The sequence below is a fragment of the Halomicrobium sp. HArcel3 genome (genome assembly GCF_058933135.1).
Genome location: NZ_JBZYDN010000011.1, coordinates 74005 through 91054 on the forward strand (window position 1 = coordinate 74005; position 17050 = coordinate 91054).

Here is a 17050-nt window from a genome sequence, read left to right on the forward strand (position 1 = left end):
TCTAGACGGCTTCGATACGGACGCGTTCTTCCGTCTCTTCGCGCCGGACGCCGTCGAAGGCGTAGACGAACTCGGGACCGAACGCCGAGGCCGGCGTCTGGAAGCCCGGCTCGACGGCGCCCTGGAGCGCCCGCCCGGCAGCCTCGACGGCGGTCGCCGCGGTCACGTCGTAGGTGTCGGGCGTCCGGAGCCGCGCCGAGACCTGGCGGCCGTCCTCGTCGATAACTTCCCCGTAGATACGGCTCTCGCTCCGGGCGCGCTCGGTCGCCGACGGCCCCGAAATGGCGACGTCGGCCAGTCGTTTCAGCACGCTTCGGACCGGCTTCGTCCCCAGCAGCGGCGCGAGGCGGCGGGTCCGCTCCAGCACGTCGGCGGCGTAGGACGGGACCGCGGCGTACGTCTCGATGTTGGGGATGCCCGTCGTGTAGTAGGCCGTCGAGACGTCGCCCCACGGCACCGTGACGGCAGTCTCCGGCCCGGAACCGAAGTCGAACTCCCTGGTCTTCCAGGCCATCGGGACGTCCCGGAGCCGGCCCTGCTGGCGGACCACGCCGGGGCGTTTCAGCCCGTCGATCATCGACTTGACCGTCCCCGGCGAGAACGTCCCGAGCCCGTCGATGGCGAGCGTCAGGTGGGTCGCCTCGAGGTCCTCGTCGTGGAGCTGGGCGGCGAGACAGTCCGTCGCGACGACGTCGAACCCCACCCCGGGCAGCGCCGTGATCTCCGCCGCCGAGGCCTCTGCGTCCCGCTCGGCGATGGACTCGAGAACGTCCACGTTGCCCGCGATGTCGAGGTAGTCCGTCCCCGCGTCGAGACAGGCCGAGAGCAGCGGCGTCGCCGTCGCCGAGAACGGCCCGGCGCAGTTCAGCACGACGTCGGCGTCGTCGACCTGTCGCTCGACGACCGGCGGGTGTTCGAGGCTGAACACCGCGTGGGCCAGCCCGAGATCGGTCGCCAGCCGCTCGACCGGTTCCGCCCGTCGCCCGGCCAGGACGGGTTCGAGCCCCTGTCTGACCGCGTGGCGAGCGATCAGCCGACCCGCGTAGCCGTAAGCGCCGTAGATGAGCAAGTCGTCCGTCATACGAGACTAGTGGGGGTGGTACCGTCCTAAACGGCGAGCCTGTATCTGCAGGCCGTTCTTGGTACGATGAACCGGCAGCTAGCGGCGATCCGTCGGTGAAATCGTCGTCGAACCGACGTGAAAGCATTTACCGCTGTCGTGCGCCCGACCGGTATGCGCAGGCGAGCCCTCCTGGCAGCAGCGGGCGCGTCCCTGGGCGCGGGCTGTACGGCCCTCGTCCCGGGCGACGCCGAACAGTCGACCGAGACTGGGACCGACGACCCGGGGAACGATACCGCGACCGACGAACCGACGACGACGCCCGGCGACGAGCGCGACGTCCCACCGACCGACGCGCGGCAGGTGGTCGAACTCGAAACCGGGCCGCGGACCCTCGCGGTCGTCGGCACCGGTCGCGACGGCGGCCCGGTCGTTCACCAGGGCCCCGACGACGGTGGCCTCCGGGTCGGCTTCGTCGAGACGGCGACGGCCGACGGACCGGCGGTGCTCGAGGCGACGCTGCTGAACACCGCCGACTGGGAGAACACGTTCCGGCTGCGGGAGTTCCCGCCCTTCGGCGACATTTCGCACACCCGGTTGCGCCGCCGGGGGTTCGAGCGGCGCTTCGAGGAACCCGTGCCCGACGACGCGGAGGCCGGCCTCTACCTCGCGCCGACCGCGAATCACGAGCTCGTCGACGACGTGGTCGAGCCGCGCCGGGGTCCGGAGGGGTACTGGCAGACGCCGGACGTCCCGCCGGAACTCCCGACGACGGTGACGCTCGACCCGGGTGAGTACGTCACCGGCGAGTACTACGTGCTCGGTCACTGGGACAGGGCCGGATTCCCGACGGGGACCTACGCCTTCGGCGGGCGCGAATCGGGGCTGGTCCTGTCGGCGTGGGACGCGACGGCGCCGGGCCCCGCGGCGGACGCGGCGATATCGTCGTCGTTCCCCTCGTTATACGACGACGACACCGCCTGGTTCCACGAGGCCGACGCCTCGACACGAGTGTACCTGGAACCGACTCGCGAGCGAGTCACGGCGCCGGGCCGGCTCTCTCTCCGCCTGGTGAACCGGACGCACCACTCCATCGGCGGGAACCCCTACGAGTGGGGGCTGTACAAGCTCGCCGAGGGGTCCTGGCACCGGATCGCGCCCTGGATGATGCCCATGCCCGCGAGCACCGTCTCGCCGGGCGACGCCTACGGCTACACCCTGGCGCTGTTCCACGGCGACGGGTTCGAAGTCGACGACCAGGCCGCGGACCTGGCCCGCAGCGTCGGACGCCTCGGCGGCGGTCGCTACGCCGTCGCCGGCGGATTCAGCGAAGACGACCGGAGCCCCCCGGCGGCCGCGTTCGACCTCGACGCGCCGACGGTCCCGCTGTCGGTAGCCGACGCCGCCACGCAGTCCGAGGACGGTGGAGACGTCGTCGTCACGTTCCCGTCCTGGGGCGACGACGATCATCCGCCCGACGCCACGCTGACGGTTCGACCCGTCGAGGACGACGCCGACGAGACGCTGATCCGCGAAGTGATCGCACGCGAGCGCTACGTCGCGCTGGAGACGGCGCTGGCGGCCATCGGCGACCGGGAGCGCGTCGTCGTCCGCGCTGACGACCACGCCGTCGAGAACGTGACGGGCTACGACTCGACGCGTCGCGTCTTCGACTTCGAGGGGACGACCTACGCGGCCGAGGCGAACCTCGACCCCTGACCGTTCCGGCTGTCCCGGCGGTCGGGCTTCCACTGTCCTGTCAGTACAGGCAGCACAACGGCCACAAGAGATACCCATCCCTCTGCGAACGACAGTGTATGCGAGTTACGACGTTGCGGACGGTGGCGGTCGTCGCCGTCGTCGTCCTCGCCGGGTGCTCCGGCGTCGTGAGCCAGGGCGACCAGGCGACCCCCGCAACCACGTCGACCGCCGACGCATCGACCGCGAACCAGGGCTACTCGGTCTCCGTCGTCTCACAGACGAGCGGATCCGACGACGGCGTCCACTTCTACGTCAGCGACGAGGAGAACGCCATCGACGACTTCGCCCACCTGAACGTGACAATCTCCCGCGTCGGGTTCCAGCGAGCCTCCGGCGGCGACAACGAGAGCGAGGGCGGGTGGGTCGAGCGCGACGTGGACAACCGCTCGGTCGACCTGACCCGGCTCACGGGCGCCAACGCGACGCGGCTCACCACCGTGAACGCGCCGAACGGGAGCTACGACAAGGTGTTCGCCTACGTCAGCGACGTCAACGGGACGCTGACCGACGGTGAGTCGGTCCGGGTCAAACTGCCCAGCGAGAAACTGCAGATCCACAAGCCCTTCACCGTCGGCGACGGCGAGTCGGTCGACTTCGTCTTCGACATCGCAGTGCACGAGGCGGGCGGTAGCGGGAAGTACATCCTCAAGCCCGTCGTGGGCCAGTCCGGCACCGACGTCCCGATGGAGTCAGTCGACGAGGACGACGACGATGACGAACGGGAGGGCGTCCTCGACGTCGATTTCGTCGAGAACGTCACCCGCGGCGCCAACGCGACGCTCGAAGTGACGCGGAACGGGTCCGCCGTCGAGAACGCGACGGTGACCGTCGACGACGAACGGGTCGGGACCACCGACGCCGACGGTCGGATCACGGTCACCGTCCCCGACGCCGAGGAGGTCGAAATCTCCGTCGAAGCCGACGACGCCGAGACGGAACTCGAACTCGACTTCGAGCGGGAGGCCGACGATGACGACGACAGCGACGAGGAGAGTGCTGAGGACGAGGAGAACGACGGCGACGACGACAGCGACGACGCGGACGACGAAGAAGACGGTGACGACGCGGACCAGGAAGAGGATAGCGACGACGCGGACGAGGAAGAAGACGGTGACGATGCAGAAGACAGCGACGACGAAGACACCGAAGCCGAAACGGAAGACGAGGACGGCGAAGGCGGTGACGACGAAGACACCGAAGACGACGACGCAACTGAAACGACCACGGCGACCGACAGCTAGCTCTCTCTCCAGGCTGACGGCCCTCCGTTCCTGTCAGCGACGTTTTAACTTCCCAGTCCTCGTAGATTCACGCACGGAATGAGCCGGTTGGACGTCGGGCTGGCGCTCATCGGCGGGCTGGTACTGGTTCTGAGTCTCGGGACGGGGCTGATCCGGAGTCGGGGGTTCGTCCCGTCAGAACAGATGGTGGCGGTCGGCTTCGGCGTCTTGATCGGTCCGACCGGGCTCGGACTGCTCGCGCTGACGCCGCTGGGCGACCCGCTGGTCGTCCTGGAACAGGTCGCCCGGCTGACGGTCGCCATCGCCGTCACCAGCATCGCGCTGCGCCTGTCCCCGGACTACTACCGGCGACACGCGCGGACGCTCGCGGTCGTCCTGGGGCCGGTGATGGCGTTCATGTGGCTCGCAAGCGCCGCGGTCGCCTGGTTCGCGCTCCCGGAGTCGGTCTGGCTGGCGCTGCTGGTCGGTGCCGTCGTCACGCCCACCGACCCAGTCCTGGCCAACGCCATCGTCGTCGGCCGGACGGCCCACGAGAACATCCCGACGCGACTCCGCCACCTCCTCTCGGCCGAGGCGGGGATCAACGACGGCGCGGCGTATCCGTTCGTCTTCCTCCCGATATTCGTCCTGCAACACTCGCCCGACGCGGCCCTCGTCGAGTGGGTGTCGCGGACCTTGCTGTGGGAGGTGGGCGGCGCAGTGACCATCGGCTTCGCCGTCGGTGCGATGGCCGGGCGGGCCGAACGGCTCGCGCATTCGCGGCAGTTCGCCGAGGAGACGTCGGTGTTCACCGTCGCCGTCGCATTGACCTTCGCCGTCCTCGGGTTCGCCACGCTACTGGGCAGCGACGGAATCCTCGCGGTCTTCGTCGCCGGTGCGGCGTACAACTGGCAGGCCGACCCCAGCGACGAGGTCGAGGCCCAGCGGATCGAGGAGGTGTTCGACCGCCTGTTCACGTTCCCTGTCTTCGTCTTCTTCGGGATGGCGATCCCGTGGGCCGGCTGGACCGGGCTCGGGTGGGCGGGCGTCGCCCTCGTCGTCGGCGTCCTGCTGGTCCGGCGGCTGCCCGCCTTCTGGGCGCTGCGGTCCGCGATCGGCCCCTTCGACCGACCTGAGGCCGCGCTGTTCGTCGGCTGGTTCGGTCCCATCGGCGTGGCTGCCATCTTCTACGCGACCCTGGCCGTGCGCGAGACGGGGATCGATCTGGCCTGGACCGCCGGGAGCCTCGTCGTCGCGGGGTCGCTACTGGCCCACGGGATAACGGCGACGCCGCTGACCTACTGGTACGGCCGCCAGGAGGACGTGAACGGGTCGACGTAGGTGCCGGCTCGCGAGCGCGATGGGACGAGAGACCGCACGCTAAAGTCGCTCGGCCGAATACGCCCTTCCAATGAAGTCAGGGACGGACCGATGACCGGGGACGTCGACGCCGACGACGACCGCGAGTCGGGTGACGACCACGGACCGGGCGAGGGTTCAATCCGGCAACTCGACGCCCAGACGGTCGAGCGCATCGCCGCCGGCGAGGTCGTCGAGCGCCCGGCCTCGGTCGTCAAGGAACTCGTCGAGAACAGCCTCGACGCCGACGCATCGCGCGTCTCGGTCGCTGTGGAGGCGGGCGGCACCGAGGGGATCCGCATCACCGACGACGGCGTCGGGATGACTCGCGAGGCCGTCGAGACCGCCGTCGAGAAACACACCACCTCGAAGATCAGCGACATCGGGGACCTGGAGGCCGGCGTCGCCACGCTGGGATTCCGCGGCGAGGCGCTCCACGCCATCGGCGCCGTCTCGCGGGTGACTATCACCACGCGCCCCCGCGGCGGTGACACCGGCACGGAACTCGTCCTGGAGGGCGGCGAGGTGACGAGCGTCAGCCCCGCGGGCTGTCCGGAGGGGACGACTATCGAAGTCGCGGACCTGTTCTACAACGTCCCCGCCCGGCGGAAGTACCTCAAGCAGGCCAGCACGGAGTTCGCCCACGTCAACACCGTCGTGACGAGTTACGCGCTGGCCAACCCGGACGTCGCCGTCTCGCTGGACCACGACGGCCGCGAGACGTTCGCGACGACGGGCCAGGGCGACCTGCAGGAGACCGTGATGTCCGTCTATGGACGGGAGGTGGCCCGGTCCATGATCGCCGTGGAGAGCGACGATTCGGACCTCCCCGAGGGCCCCCTCGACGGCGTGTCGGGGCTGGTCAGCCACCCCGAGACGAACCGCGCCGGCCGCGAGTACCTCTCGACGTACGTCAACGGCCGCTACGTCCGGGCGAACGCGGTCCGCGAGGCCGTCGTCGACGCCTACGGCACCCAGCTTGCCCCCGACCGGTACCCCTTCGCCGTGCTCTTCCTCGACGTCGACGCCGGCACGATAGACGTCAACGTCCACCCACGCAAGATGGAGATCCGATTCGCCGACGAGGAGGGAATGCGGACCCAGGTCGAGAGCGCCGTCGAGGGCGCGCTGCTGCGCGAGGGACTGATCCGCAGCGGGGCACCACGCGGGCGGTCTGCGCCGGACCAGGCCGAGATAGCGCCCGGGCGGAGTGAGGACGGGAGCGAGGCGGACGCGGACGGGGACCGCGACGCAGACGATAGCCGGGGCTCCTCGGAGACGCCGTCACGCCGACTCTCCATCGACTCCGCCGACGTCAAGGAGGGCCAGAACGCGGGCGTGTCCGAACGAGAGCGTGCGTCCCGACCCGCCGGCGACGACGCCTCACAGCCGTCGAAAACGGATGTCGATGGCGGGATCGACGCGTCCGGTCCGTCTCCGGCAACCGGCCCGGAGCCGTCGACCCCGTCGAACGCCGGATCCGGGACCACGTCCAGTGACACCGACCAATCCGCCGACACCGACCAGTCGAGCGACGCCGGCCGGTCGAGCGACCCCGTCCGACCCAGTGACCCGTCCCGCAAGTTCAGCGGCGGGCGCCAGCAGCGCCGCCTCGGCGGCGAGGAACCCACGGAGTCCTTCGACACGCTCCCGTCGATGCGCATCCTGGGCCAGCTCCACGAGACCTACGTCGTCGCCGAGACCGACGACGGCCTCGTCCTGGTCGACCAGCACGCCGCCGACGAGCGGATCAACTACGAGCGCCTGCAGGCGGCGTTCCGCGGCGAGACGACGACCCAGGCGCTGGCCGAACCCGTCGAACTGGAGCTGACGGCCAGGGAGGCCGAACTGTTCGCCGACCGCGGCGAGGCCCTCTCGCGACTGGGCTTCCACGCCAACCGGGTCGACGACCGCACCGTCGAGGTGACGACGGTGCCCGGCGTCGTCGCCGACGGCGCCGGCCCGGAACTCGTCCGGGACGCCCTCTCCGCGTTCGTCTCGGGCGAGGGCGCGGCCGCCGGGACGGTCGAGGCCGCCGCCGACGAATTGTTGGGTGATTTGGCCTGTTACCCATCGATCACCGGCAACACCTCGCTGACGGAGGGGTCGATCCGCGAGTTGCTGGCCGCGCTGGACGACTGTGAGAATCCCTACGCCTGTCCGCACGGTAGGCCGGTTGTCATCGAGCTCGACCGTGGGGAGCTGGAGGACCGATTCGAGCGTGACTATCCCGGCCACGCCGGTCGACGGGAGTGAGTTTTTAGAATCGGTCGTTCTGGGTTCGCTTCGAAGGCCACGATGCGCTCCGCAGGGACTGCTGCAAACACTACAATCAGTAGAAGAAAGCCCTCGGCGTGCTGCACTCGCGCGGACCACACTGCGCTCCTCGCTCACTCCGTTCGCTCGGTGCTTGTGGGTCCGTGCTTCGCGCACCCCGCCTCGCCCTTTCAGTCCTCCAGGGACTGCATCACTCGCGCCACGGAGGCGCTCGCGATTGAGACCACCAAACCTCCCCGGTCGCGCCTGGCGGCGCGACACGCGTCCTGACCGCTCCGCGACCGCGCAGGGGTCGGCCGGGAGCGCGTTTCATCGCGCGACCAGGGGGAGGGCAGGGCTGCGGTGCAGTCATCTGGAGGACTGAAATGCTCTGTAGGATCACTTAAGTAGGCCTCTATTGAACGAGATCGTCCGCTGAGAACAACTCAGCAGTTTGCCGCCAGGAACCCTCACTTCTCGCCGGCATCGTTACGGATGATCGGTGTATCATCGTTGAATACTGTTGTTCGCGCCCATCGATAATCGACTCACGAGACTGGCGAACTAGCGCTCCTACAGAGCAGACTGAAAGGGCGAGGCGGGGTCCGGGAACTCGGGCGTAGCAAGCACGCGAGGAACGAGCGCGCGCAGCACGCCCCGGGACCGGAGCGCGCCGAGGGCTTTCGACGTGTTGTTGGCGGTCCTGATTCCAACTACAGAGCGCGCGCCGAGGGCTTTCGAGTTGGTGCTGGATCTGTTGTCGACTCCAGAGAGCGGGCCGAGGGGCGTTCCTTCGTTCCTGAAGTGCCACCCGACACCACGTGAGCCACCAACCACAGCCTCACTCACCCCCGAAATCACCCGTCGACACAGTCGTGTGAACTAAGCGGGGGGCTGTTCATGGAGGGGTATGACACGTCTCGTCACCTTCGGTGAGACAGCCCTCCGCATCACGCCGCCGGGGCGCGAGCGCCTGGAAACCGCCACGGACGTCCGCCTGCGGGCGGATGGGACAGAGAGCAACGTCGCCGTCGCGGCGAGTCGGCTGGGAACGCCGTCGGTCTGGATCTCGAAGCTGCCGGACACGCCGCTGGGCAAGCGGGTCCTGTCGGAGTTGCACGAACACGGGCTCGACACCGACGTCGTGTGGGCCGAGGCGGACGCCGGTCGCCAGGGGCTGTCCTTCCACGAGACGGCGCGCAGTCCGCGCGAAGACGTCTCCATCCAGGACCGTGGCGACACCGCCGCGGCGACGGTCACGCCGGGGGAACTCCCGATGACGAAGATAACGAGCGCCGACGCGGTGTTTCTCAGTGGGTCGACGATGGCGCTGTCGCCGAACACGGCGGACACCGTCGAGGCGATCCTCCGGGCGGCCGGCGGCACGCGCGTCCTCGACCTGGACTTCGACCCCGGACTCTGGTCCGCGGACGTGGCCCGGCGGACGTTCGAGGGGATGCTCGACGCCGTCGACATCCTGATAGCCAACGAGGAGGACGCCAAGACCATCTTCGAGCGCTCTGGCAACCCGCGGGAGATCATCCACTCTATCGCGTCGGAGGGCGGCTTCGACGAGGTGGTCATCACCCGGAGCGAGCGGGGCGCTATCGCGGTCGACGACAACATCCTCCACGAGGTCGACGCCATCGAGACGGAACTGGTCGACGCGGCCGGCCAGCACGACGCGTTCGTCGGCGGGTTCCTCCACAGGCACCTCGCCGACGCGTCGACGGAGGACGCGCTGCGCCACGGCCTCGCCGCCGCGGCTATCACGCGGACCATCCCGGGTTCCATGACGACGATGTCGGCCGGTGAAGTGGAACGGCTGGCGGCGGCGGCCGCTGACGACGGACGCGGGCACTGAACGACCGGGACGCTGAACGACTGGTGGGCGGTGGGAACGGGCCGACCGAAACTCTGATCGGACGGAAACCATTTATCCCAGGACACGTACCGGGTAGTTATGATACCGACTCGCGTCCACGCGACGGTCTTTCTCGTGGCCGCACTCTGTCTTTCGGTGGGGGCACCGGCAGTCGTCGCGGGCCAGACCAACGTAACGCTCACAGTGACGGTCGTCGACCAGGACGGCGACACCGTCAGCGACGTCGACATCTCGGCGACCTGGGACGACGGCGGCCCGGTCAACGAGACGACGCGCTCGAACGGCCAGGCACTCGTCGACGTCCCCGAGGGCGCCAACGTGACCATCTCGGTCCACGACGAGGACTACGTCCGCAACGCGCCGCTCGTCATCGAGGACGCCGAGACCGGAGAGGTCGACGTCGAGGTTGCCGAGGCCGGCTCGGCGACCGTCGACGTCGTCGACGCGCAGGGCTCGGTCGCGAACGCGAAGGTCCAGCTCTACGACGGCGACGACCGCATCGCCGACGCGCGCACCGGAAGCGACGGCTCGTTCACCACGCGCGACATCGAACAGGGCGACTACGAGGTCCGCGTCTGGAAGGAAGGCTACCTCCGCAGTGCGACCGACCTGACGGTCGACGGCGACGTCAGCCACGAGGTCGAGATCGAGCAGGATTCGCGACTCCTCCAGGTCACCGTCAGCGACGACCACTACTCGCCGCCGCAGGCCGTCGCGAACGCGAGCGTGCGCGTCCAGGGCGTCGGCACGGTGTCGACGCTCTCCAACGGCGAGACGACCATCCAGGTGCCGGTCAACGCCAACTACGACGTCACCGTCACCAAGGATGGCTACGAGACCAACGAGACGTCGGTCGGGGTCCGCGAGGAGGCCGAATCGGCGAACCTCACCATCCAGCGCACCGACGCCATCAGCCTCGCCGTCGCCAACGAACGCGTCGTCCCCGGCGAGTCCACCCGCGTGACTGTCACCGACGAGTACGGCGACCCCGTCTCCGGCGCCGACGTCAGCATCGAGGGCGAGTCCGCCGGCACGACGAACGACGACGGTACCACGTCGGTCACCGTGGAGAACGCCGGCACGCACGATCTCACCGCCACCAGCGGCGACCTCGAAGCCACCGCCAACGTCACGGGCGTCCAGGTCGGCGGCGAGTCGACCGACACCGCCTCGGCGACCGAGAACGCGACTGGCACCGAGACGTCCGACTTCAGCGGCCCCGGCTTCACCGTCGCCGGTGCAATCGTGGCGCTCCTGGCAGCCGGACTGCTGGCGCGTCGGGACTGAGAAACGGGGGTTTCGGCGGTTAACCCGGTTTTCTTCGGGTCACGTTCCCACAGCGTCCCGCTCGGTTATCGGGCTAGCGGACGACCAGCCCGACCAGGCTGATCAGGAAGCCGGCGAGGCCGAAGACCGCCAATCCGTCCACGAATCCGCCGATGAGGGTGAGCTGGATGCCGAAGAGGATGAGCTTCACGCCCGTGATCGGTGAGACCCAGTCGGCGGCCCGCTTCTCCCGGAGGACACGATCGAGCTGACTGTCGGCGTCGGCCGTCATGTGCGACGTGTCAGCGATGGCAGACAATACGTTTCCGGTCTCGGCGGACGCTCACCCGACCGGCGCGCTGGTCTCGCCGACCGTTCCAGAGTGTGGGGACTTATCCTTCCGAAGCGCCCATCGGGGACCAATGACCGTCATCGAGGACGTCCACGACGTCCACGGCGCGACGTACCGCGAGGTGGGTGGGCGACGCGTCGTCGACCACTACGGCCGGCCCGAGCGCGTCGTCCGCGCGCTGCGCAACGTCGTCGGGGTGATCGAGATGGGCTACGGCGTCGTCACGATAACCGGCGAGGACCGCGTCGACTTCGTCGACAACACCGTCTCGAACCGGGTACCGACGGCGGACGGCGAGGGCTGTTACGCGCTCCTCCTCGACCCACAGGGTGCCATCGAGACGGAGATGTACGTCTACAACGCCGGCGAGCGCCTCCTGATATTCACCGCGCCCGACCGCGCCGAACCGCTGGTCGAGGACTGGCGGGAGAAGACCTTCATCCAGGAAGTCGACATCTCCCTCGCGACGGACGAGTTCGCCGTCTTCGGCGTTCACGGCCCGGAGGCGACGGAGAAGGTCGCCAGCGTCCTCAACGGCGCGGGGACGCCCGAAGCACACCTCTCGTTCGTCCGCGGGACGATGGTCGACGCCGGCGTCACCGTGATCCGGGGCGACGGCCTCGCCGGCGAGGAGGGGTACGAGGTGGTCTGTGCCGCCGACGTCGCCAGCGACGTCTTCGACACGCTGGAGAACCGCGGCGTCAACGCCGCCCCCTTCGGCTACCGCACCTGGGAGACGCTCACCCTCGAAGCCGGGACGCCGCTGTTCGAGACGGAGCTGCAGGGCAGAATCCCGAACGTCCTCGGCCTGCGCAACGCCGTCGACTTCGAGAAGGGCTGTTTCGTCGGCCAGGAGGTCGTCTCCCGCGTCGAGAACCGCGGCCAGCCCTCGACGCGGCTGGTCGGTCTGACCTGCGACGCCGTGCCCGACCCCGGGGCGGCGGTGTTTGCCGGCGACGCGTCCGTCGGTGAGGTGACGCGGGCCGTCGAAAGTCCGACGTGTGAGGCGCCGATCGCTTTCGCTGCCGTGGACTACGACCTGCCAGAGGAGGCGTTGACGGTGCGGGTGGACGGCGAGGAAGTCGAGGCCGAACGGACGGAGCTTCCGTTCGTCGAGGGGTCGGACGAGTCGGCGCGGCTTCCGCGGTACGAGTGAGATGTTTCGCCGGATCGGGCCTTCCTCCTGCAGCCTGGTGTACGAACGGCTGACGAAGCACGGCAACCTTCAAATACGTATTCTTCGTAGCGACACGCGTATTCTGCTGGCCGGAGCCGTAGCGCTGTCCGGCCGGTCGCCGTCCGTCACGCGGCACGAAATCCATGACACGTGACATACACGACGTGCTAGAGTCGTATGCGAGTAGCTACAGCGTCCATCGGGTCCTCCACGACGTCCCCCCACACCGCGTGTACGAGGTGACTGTGGACGGTGTTCGAGCAGCCTGCAAGCTAGCTCGGGACTCACGGGCGGCACCCTCGGTCGAAGGCCGCGTTATCGAACACGTCGAGCGCGAAACCGACGTCCCCGTTCCCCACATCCTCACCGTGGGCGACGGCTACTTCCTGACGGAGTGGTGTGACGACGCGCCGGACGATCAGGTTTCAGTGACGGAATCCGAAGCTCGGGCCCTGGGAGCCTCTCTTGCGACCCTCCACACCCAAACCTCGTTCGAGAGTACCGGTCTGCTCGGGGAATCCTCCACGCTCACAGTTCGAGCACAGGATACCTGGAGTGAGACGCTCGGCGAGATACTCTCCGGCGTTCACGACGACCTGGCTGGGACCGGATACGAAGACGTTAGCGAGCGCGCGCTCTCGTTCGTCGACTGCCATCGGGAGTTCTTCGATGCCGCAGGCGACGCCGTACTGATTCACGGGGACTTCGTTCCGAGCCACGTCACTTTCGACCAGGGCGAAGTCTGCCGCGTCGTCGACTGGGAACACGCGATAGCGGGCCCAGGGGAGTACGATTTCGCCCGAACCGAACTGCACGTCTTCGATAATCCGGCCCGTAAGAACGAGCGCCACCGCGACGCGTTTCGTGCCGGATACGAGTCGGTTCGTGAACTCCCCGCCGGGTCCGAACTCCGGCGACGGGCGTACAAGGCCCTGATCTTCGCCTTCGATATCAGACAGGGTTTCGTGCAAGACCAGCGAACCAGTGAGGAACGGGAGCGTTTCAACGACAGGTTCCGCGATCTCGCGTTCCGCATCATCGACGACGTGGACGAGGCGATCGACGGTGGGGATTGAGGCCGCGTCGTCGAACGTCCCACTCTTAATGTGACGGTCAAAAGGCCAATCAGCAGGGACTACGCGAGCGTCGTTTTGATCCGAGACACACCGTAGATTCCAACGAGGATGGCAACTCGGCTCAGTAGATACACGATCGCGTACAGTACGCTCGTCACAGGGTGGTAGAAGAAGAGGACGAAGTACGTGCCGAACGTGATCGTAGTCCCAACGACTCTGGCCCCTGTCGAGTCGTTTAGTCTGTTAAAGTACTCACGGCGTTGAACGAGATACGGAACGCCTGCACCGAGGATACCTGCCGGGATAGACCCGAGTAGTGCGGCGAGAGTGGCCGACTCGGGAGTCGGGCCGAGTGGAGCAATCCGAGTCGCGGCGACGAGGTAAAACATCAATCCAAACGCAATAGCGGTCAGTATCACCTGTACGATGCCCAAAACGAACGTCCTCGTCTCCGTGAGATCGACAGATTCGACACCAGACTGCCTCGGTGTAGTCGAAGGGGCCATTGCGTTCGTGTAAGACAGTGATTAGTAAATCCTTGGCATTTCTTTCAGCGTTGGCCCACTACAAACAGCAAGGATGGGAGTGATCTGGGTGTGAGCGATATGGCGGCTGTCGAAATTTCATAGATGAATCTCTCAAAGACAGCGACGAGGAATCGCGGGAACACCAACCAAAGGAACGGCTCAAACCAGCGCGAACGCCTGCCCCCTGAGCACCAGCACCGTCACGAACCCGACGATCAGTGACAGCAAGACGTTCTCTGTCTTGTACGCAACCACCAGCACCACCCCGGCAGCGACCCAGGTTGCGGGGTCGCCGTTCACCAGTCGCGGCGCCAGAATCGCCACGATAATCCCACTTGGAAGCGCCTCCAGACCGGCCTCCGTCCGCTCGGAGATCTCGATCCGGTCGAGCACCCACATCCCGCCCGCCTTGGTGACGTAGGTGGCCAGCGCCATCGCGAAGATGGTGGCGACGGTCAGCGGGTCCAGATCAATCACGGCGTATCACCGCCACGGCGCTGGCGGCCAGGCCGCCCAGCAGGATGTACCACTCGCCGGGGAGGAAGCGGGCACCGAGGAGGGCGACGCCCGCAGCTGTTATCCACGGCGCCAGCGAGCGCTTGCCCTCCCACAGGGTCACCGCCAGGACGAGGAAGACGGCGGTGAGCACGAAGTCGAACCCCCAGCGGGCGGGGTCCTCGACCACGCCGCCGACTGTCGCGCCGAGGATGGTCGCCGCGACCCAGAACGTCCAGATGGCGAGGCCGCTGCCCAGCAGGAACGCACCCTGGGTGCCGCCGGAGCGCAACTCCGCCATCGTCAGCGCCCAGTTCTCGTCGGCCATGAAGAAGAGGCTCCCGTAGGTCTGGCGCGGCGAGAGGTGGCGGAACCACGGTCGCAGCGACGCGCCCATCAGCGCGTAGCGGAGGTTGACGACGAACGTCGTCACAACGAGCGCGACAACGGGAATGGGATACTCCCAGATCCCGACCGCGACGACCTGGGCGGCGCCGGCGAGCACCGTCGCGCTCATCAGCGTCGCCTCGGCGGTGCTCAGGCCGGCCCGGCGGGCGAGGACGCCGAAGACGACGCCGTAGCCCGCGACGCCGAGCGCGATGGGGACGCAGGCGCGAAAGCCGTCGCGGACGCCGGCGAGCGAGAACGAGGGCGGGTCGTCCGTGTCCGGGCCCGACGCGGCGCTCTCGGCCGACACGGTACGCTCCGCCCGCGCGGTGCGCTCCGTCGGCACGGAACCGTCGTCGGGCCGCGACTCAGCCATCCTGCGACCTCCGGTCTGCGCGCATTCAGCTAGACGGATCGAGACGGTCGCGGGGTTTAGCCGCTATTGACGTTCGGTAGCAGTCCCCACGTTGGCGAGGCGACGAGGCGATCCGGCGCGAGACGAGTCGGAACGAGTGGTAGTACGGGTCGGAGCTCGGTCGAGCAGGCCCGAGCACGGTCGAGCAGGGCGGAACCCGGAGGGAGCGAGCTGTCGCCCCGAAAGGGATCGACCGTGTGCTCGATAGTAGCGTTTATTGCCGTGGCAGTGACCATTCCCGTAAGACGAGTGCCACGTGAATCGTGACCGTGGCGGGCGGGCCGTGCGACGTGCCCGTCTGTGCCCTCCAGATACCCATGGCAACCGAACGCCCACCCACCGAACGAGCCGTCCTCCTGGTCGCGGCGCTGGTCGCCCTCGCCGGCGTCGCCGGCAGCGCCTGGGTCGCCACCTCCGCGAGCGCGCCGGACAGTCCACAGTTCGACGACGACGTCGCCGACCAGTACGACGCCATCCAGGGCGTCGAGGGTACCCGGACGACCACCATCGAGCGGAACGGGACCGTCGAGAGCACCCGGACGTACGCGGTCCAGTTGCGCCCCGACACCGGGGAGAAACGTCTCTCCCTCCTCGAAGGGCCCGACAGCAGGTTCGGCACGCGGGTGTCGAACGGCTCCGTGCTGTGGCTCTACGAGCGCGAGACGCCCAACGTGACCAGGATCGAACTCGACGACGACCGCGCGTCGGCCCGTGGCGACACGATCGCGCGGCTGTTCGCCCGGCTGAACGCGACCACTGGCGACGGGGAGACGCCGGCCGAACCGCCGACCGTCGAACCGTTGCCGGTCGTCCCCGAGTCCGCCGCCCAGTCCGGCGCCGCGGCGGGGGTCGGCGGTGGCTCACTCACCGTCAGCTACGACGGGACCGACACCGTGGCGGACCGCGAGGTGTACGTCCTCCGCCTGACGCCGGTGAACGAATCGACCGACGCGAACTACGAGCAGACGCTGTGGCTGGACACGACGCACGCCTTCCCCCTGAAACAGCGGACCGCGTGGACCCACGAGGGCCAGCGGACGGTCATGACCACGACGTACACCGACGTCGCGTTCGACCCGGGACTCGACGACGACGCCTTCACTCCCGACATCCCCGAGAACGCGACCGTCGACAGCCCGGACACCGCCGCGACGACGACGTACCGGAGCGTCGGCGCGCTCAGGGAGGCGTCGGACGTCGCCGTCCCCGACCCGGACGTCCCGCCGACCTACGAACTGACCTACGCCACGCAGACGAACGGTCGCGTCCAGGGCGTCGGGCTCCGGTACGCGAACCGGACCTCCGTCGTCAGCGTCGCGAAGTACAGTTTCACCTACGCTGACGAGGACGACGAGGGTGAGCTGACCATCGACGGTCGGCCAGCCACGCTCACCACGGGCCAGCGGGTGTCGCTGTCGTGGAACTGCGAGGACTACCGCTACACCGTCCGGGGGACCGGCATCTCGGCGGACGCCGTCGTCGACATCGGCGAGTCGGTCGGCTGTCCCGGTGCCGGCGGGCGATAGCCCGGTCCCGGGCGGCGCGACGCCCGGGTGTCAGACGGTCGACTTCTGGGTCAGAAGTTCGGCGGGGCGTTATATTATCGACCCCGTCGTGGACTGATCTGCAGCGGCACCAGCACGTCCCCGTCGCCTGTCGACCCCAGATCCCCGCTGCACGCGGCCCAGCTGTCCCCGCTGGCGCCTCCCGAATCGAGTCAGCTGCCGTGACGGTACCGAACGTGTTGCCCACAGATGGTTCCCGTGATCACTCCTGTCGTCGGTCGACCGCTACGGCCCCCGGCCACGGCTGCG

At 68.3% G+C, this 17050-nt stretch carries 14 protein-coding genes; 9 read left to right on the top strand and 5 right to left on the bottom strand.

All coding sequences use genetic code 11. From position 1 onward, the window contains the following. Position 1 precedes the first annotated feature (1 nt). Entirely contained in the window at positions 2 to 1081 is a 1080-nt protein-coding gene (locus tag AC5FRV_RS19810) for a saccharopine dehydrogenase family protein (protein ID WP_493562803.1), read from the bottom strand. Between the two features lie 153 nt (positions 1082 to 1234). Between AC5FRV_RS19810 and AC5FRV_RS19815 the strand changes: the two genes are divergently transcribed. From AC5FRV_RS19815 to AC5FRV_RS19840, 6 genes are all read left to right on the top strand, one after another. Then, entirely contained in the window at positions 1235 to 2779 is a 1545-nt protein-coding gene (locus AC5FRV_RS19815; protein ID WP_493562804.1) for a hypothetical protein, read from the top strand. A gap of 98 nt (positions 2780 to 2877) precedes the next feature. Next, a complete protein-coding gene (locus AC5FRV_RS19820) occupies positions 2878 to 4062 on the top strand; it encodes a DUF4382 domain-containing protein (RefSeq protein WP_493562805.1) in 1185 nt (394 codons plus the stop codon). 78 nt (positions 4063 to 4140) lie between these two features. Further along, positions 4141 to 5382 carry a cation:proton antiporter domain-containing protein gene (locus AC5FRV_RS19825; RefSeq protein WP_493562806.1) on the top strand — a complete coding sequence of 414 codons (1242 nt, stop codon included), beginning with the start codon at positions 4141 to 4143 and terminating at the stop codon, positions 5380 to 5382. Between the two features lie 90 nt (positions 5383 to 5472). Beyond that, a complete protein-coding gene (gene mutL / locus AC5FRV_RS19830; RefSeq protein WP_493562807.1) occupies positions 5473 to 7656 on the top strand; it encodes a DNA mismatch repair endonuclease MutL in 2184 nt (727 codons plus the stop codon). 910 nt (positions 7657 to 8566) lie between these two features. After that, positions 8567 to 9520, top strand: coding sequence for a sugar kinase (locus AC5FRV_RS19835; protein ID WP_493562808.1), 954 nt, complete (start codon positions 8567 to 8569; stop codon positions 9518 to 9520). Positions 9521 to 9619: 99 nt separating this feature from the next. Continuing rightward, positions 9620 to 10828, top strand: a complete 1209-nt coding sequence (locus tag AC5FRV_RS19840; RefSeq protein ID WP_493562809.1) for a carboxypeptidase-like regulatory domain-containing protein — start codon at positions 9620 to 9622, stop codon at positions 10826 to 10828. Between the two features lie 73 nt (positions 10829 to 10901). Here the strand turns inward: AC5FRV_RS19840 and AC5FRV_RS19845 are convergent, their stop codons facing one another. Then, on the bottom strand, positions 10902 to 11099 hold the full coding sequence (locus tag AC5FRV_RS19845) for a hypothetical protein (RefSeq protein WP_493562810.1): 198 nt from the start codon (positions 11097 to 11099) through the stop codon (positions 10902 to 10904). A gap of 130 nt (positions 11100 to 11229) precedes the next feature. On the opposite strand from AC5FRV_RS19845, the gene ygfZ reads away from it, so the two are divergent. Further along, a complete protein-coding gene (gene ygfZ, locus AC5FRV_RS19850; protein WP_493562811.1) occupies positions 11230 to 12315 on the top strand; it encodes a CAF17-like 4Fe-4S cluster assembly/insertion protein YgfZ in 1086 nt (361 codons plus the stop codon). Positions 12316 to 12479: 164 nt separating this feature from the next. Further along, positions 12480 to 13412: a phosphotransferase family protein gene (locus tag AC5FRV_RS19855; protein ID WP_493562812.1), complete on the top strand. Its 933-nt coding sequence runs from the start codon at positions 12480 to 12482 to the stop codon at positions 13410 to 13412. 59 nt (positions 13413 to 13471) lie between these two features. On the opposite strand, the gene AC5FRV_RS19860 is transcribed toward AC5FRV_RS19855, so the two are convergent. The 3 genes from AC5FRV_RS19860 to AC5FRV_RS19870 form a co-directional block, all read right to left on the bottom strand. Continuing rightward, complete coding sequence (locus tag AC5FRV_RS19860) at positions 13472 to 13918, bottom strand: DUF8100 family protein (RefSeq protein ID WP_493562813.1); 447 nt, start codon at positions 13916 to 13918, stop codon at positions 13472 to 13474. A gap of 180 nt (positions 13919 to 14098) precedes the next feature. Continuing rightward, the gene (locus AC5FRV_RS19865) at positions 14099 to 14416 is read right to left on the bottom strand and encodes an AzlD family protein (RefSeq protein ID WP_493562814.1); all 318 of its coding nucleotides are present in this window, start codon (positions 14414 to 14416) and stop codon (positions 14099 to 14101) included. Next, positions 14409 to 15197 (bottom strand): AzlC family ABC transporter permease, encoded by a 789-nt coding sequence (locus AC5FRV_RS19870; protein ID WP_493562815.1) that lies wholly within the window; start codon positions 15195 to 15197, stop codon positions 14409 to 14411. The genes AC5FRV_RS19865 and AC5FRV_RS19870 overlap by 8 nt, the downstream gene beginning before the upstream one ends. Positions 15198 to 15553: 356 nt before the next feature. On the opposite strand from AC5FRV_RS19870, the gene AC5FRV_RS19875 reads away from it, so the two are divergent. Beyond that, on the top strand, positions 15554 to 16762 hold the full coding sequence (locus tag AC5FRV_RS19875) for an outer membrane lipoprotein-sorting protein (protein WP_493562816.1): 1209 nt from the start codon (positions 15554 to 15556) through the stop codon (positions 16760 to 16762). Positions 16763 to 17050: the final 288 nt, after the last annotated feature.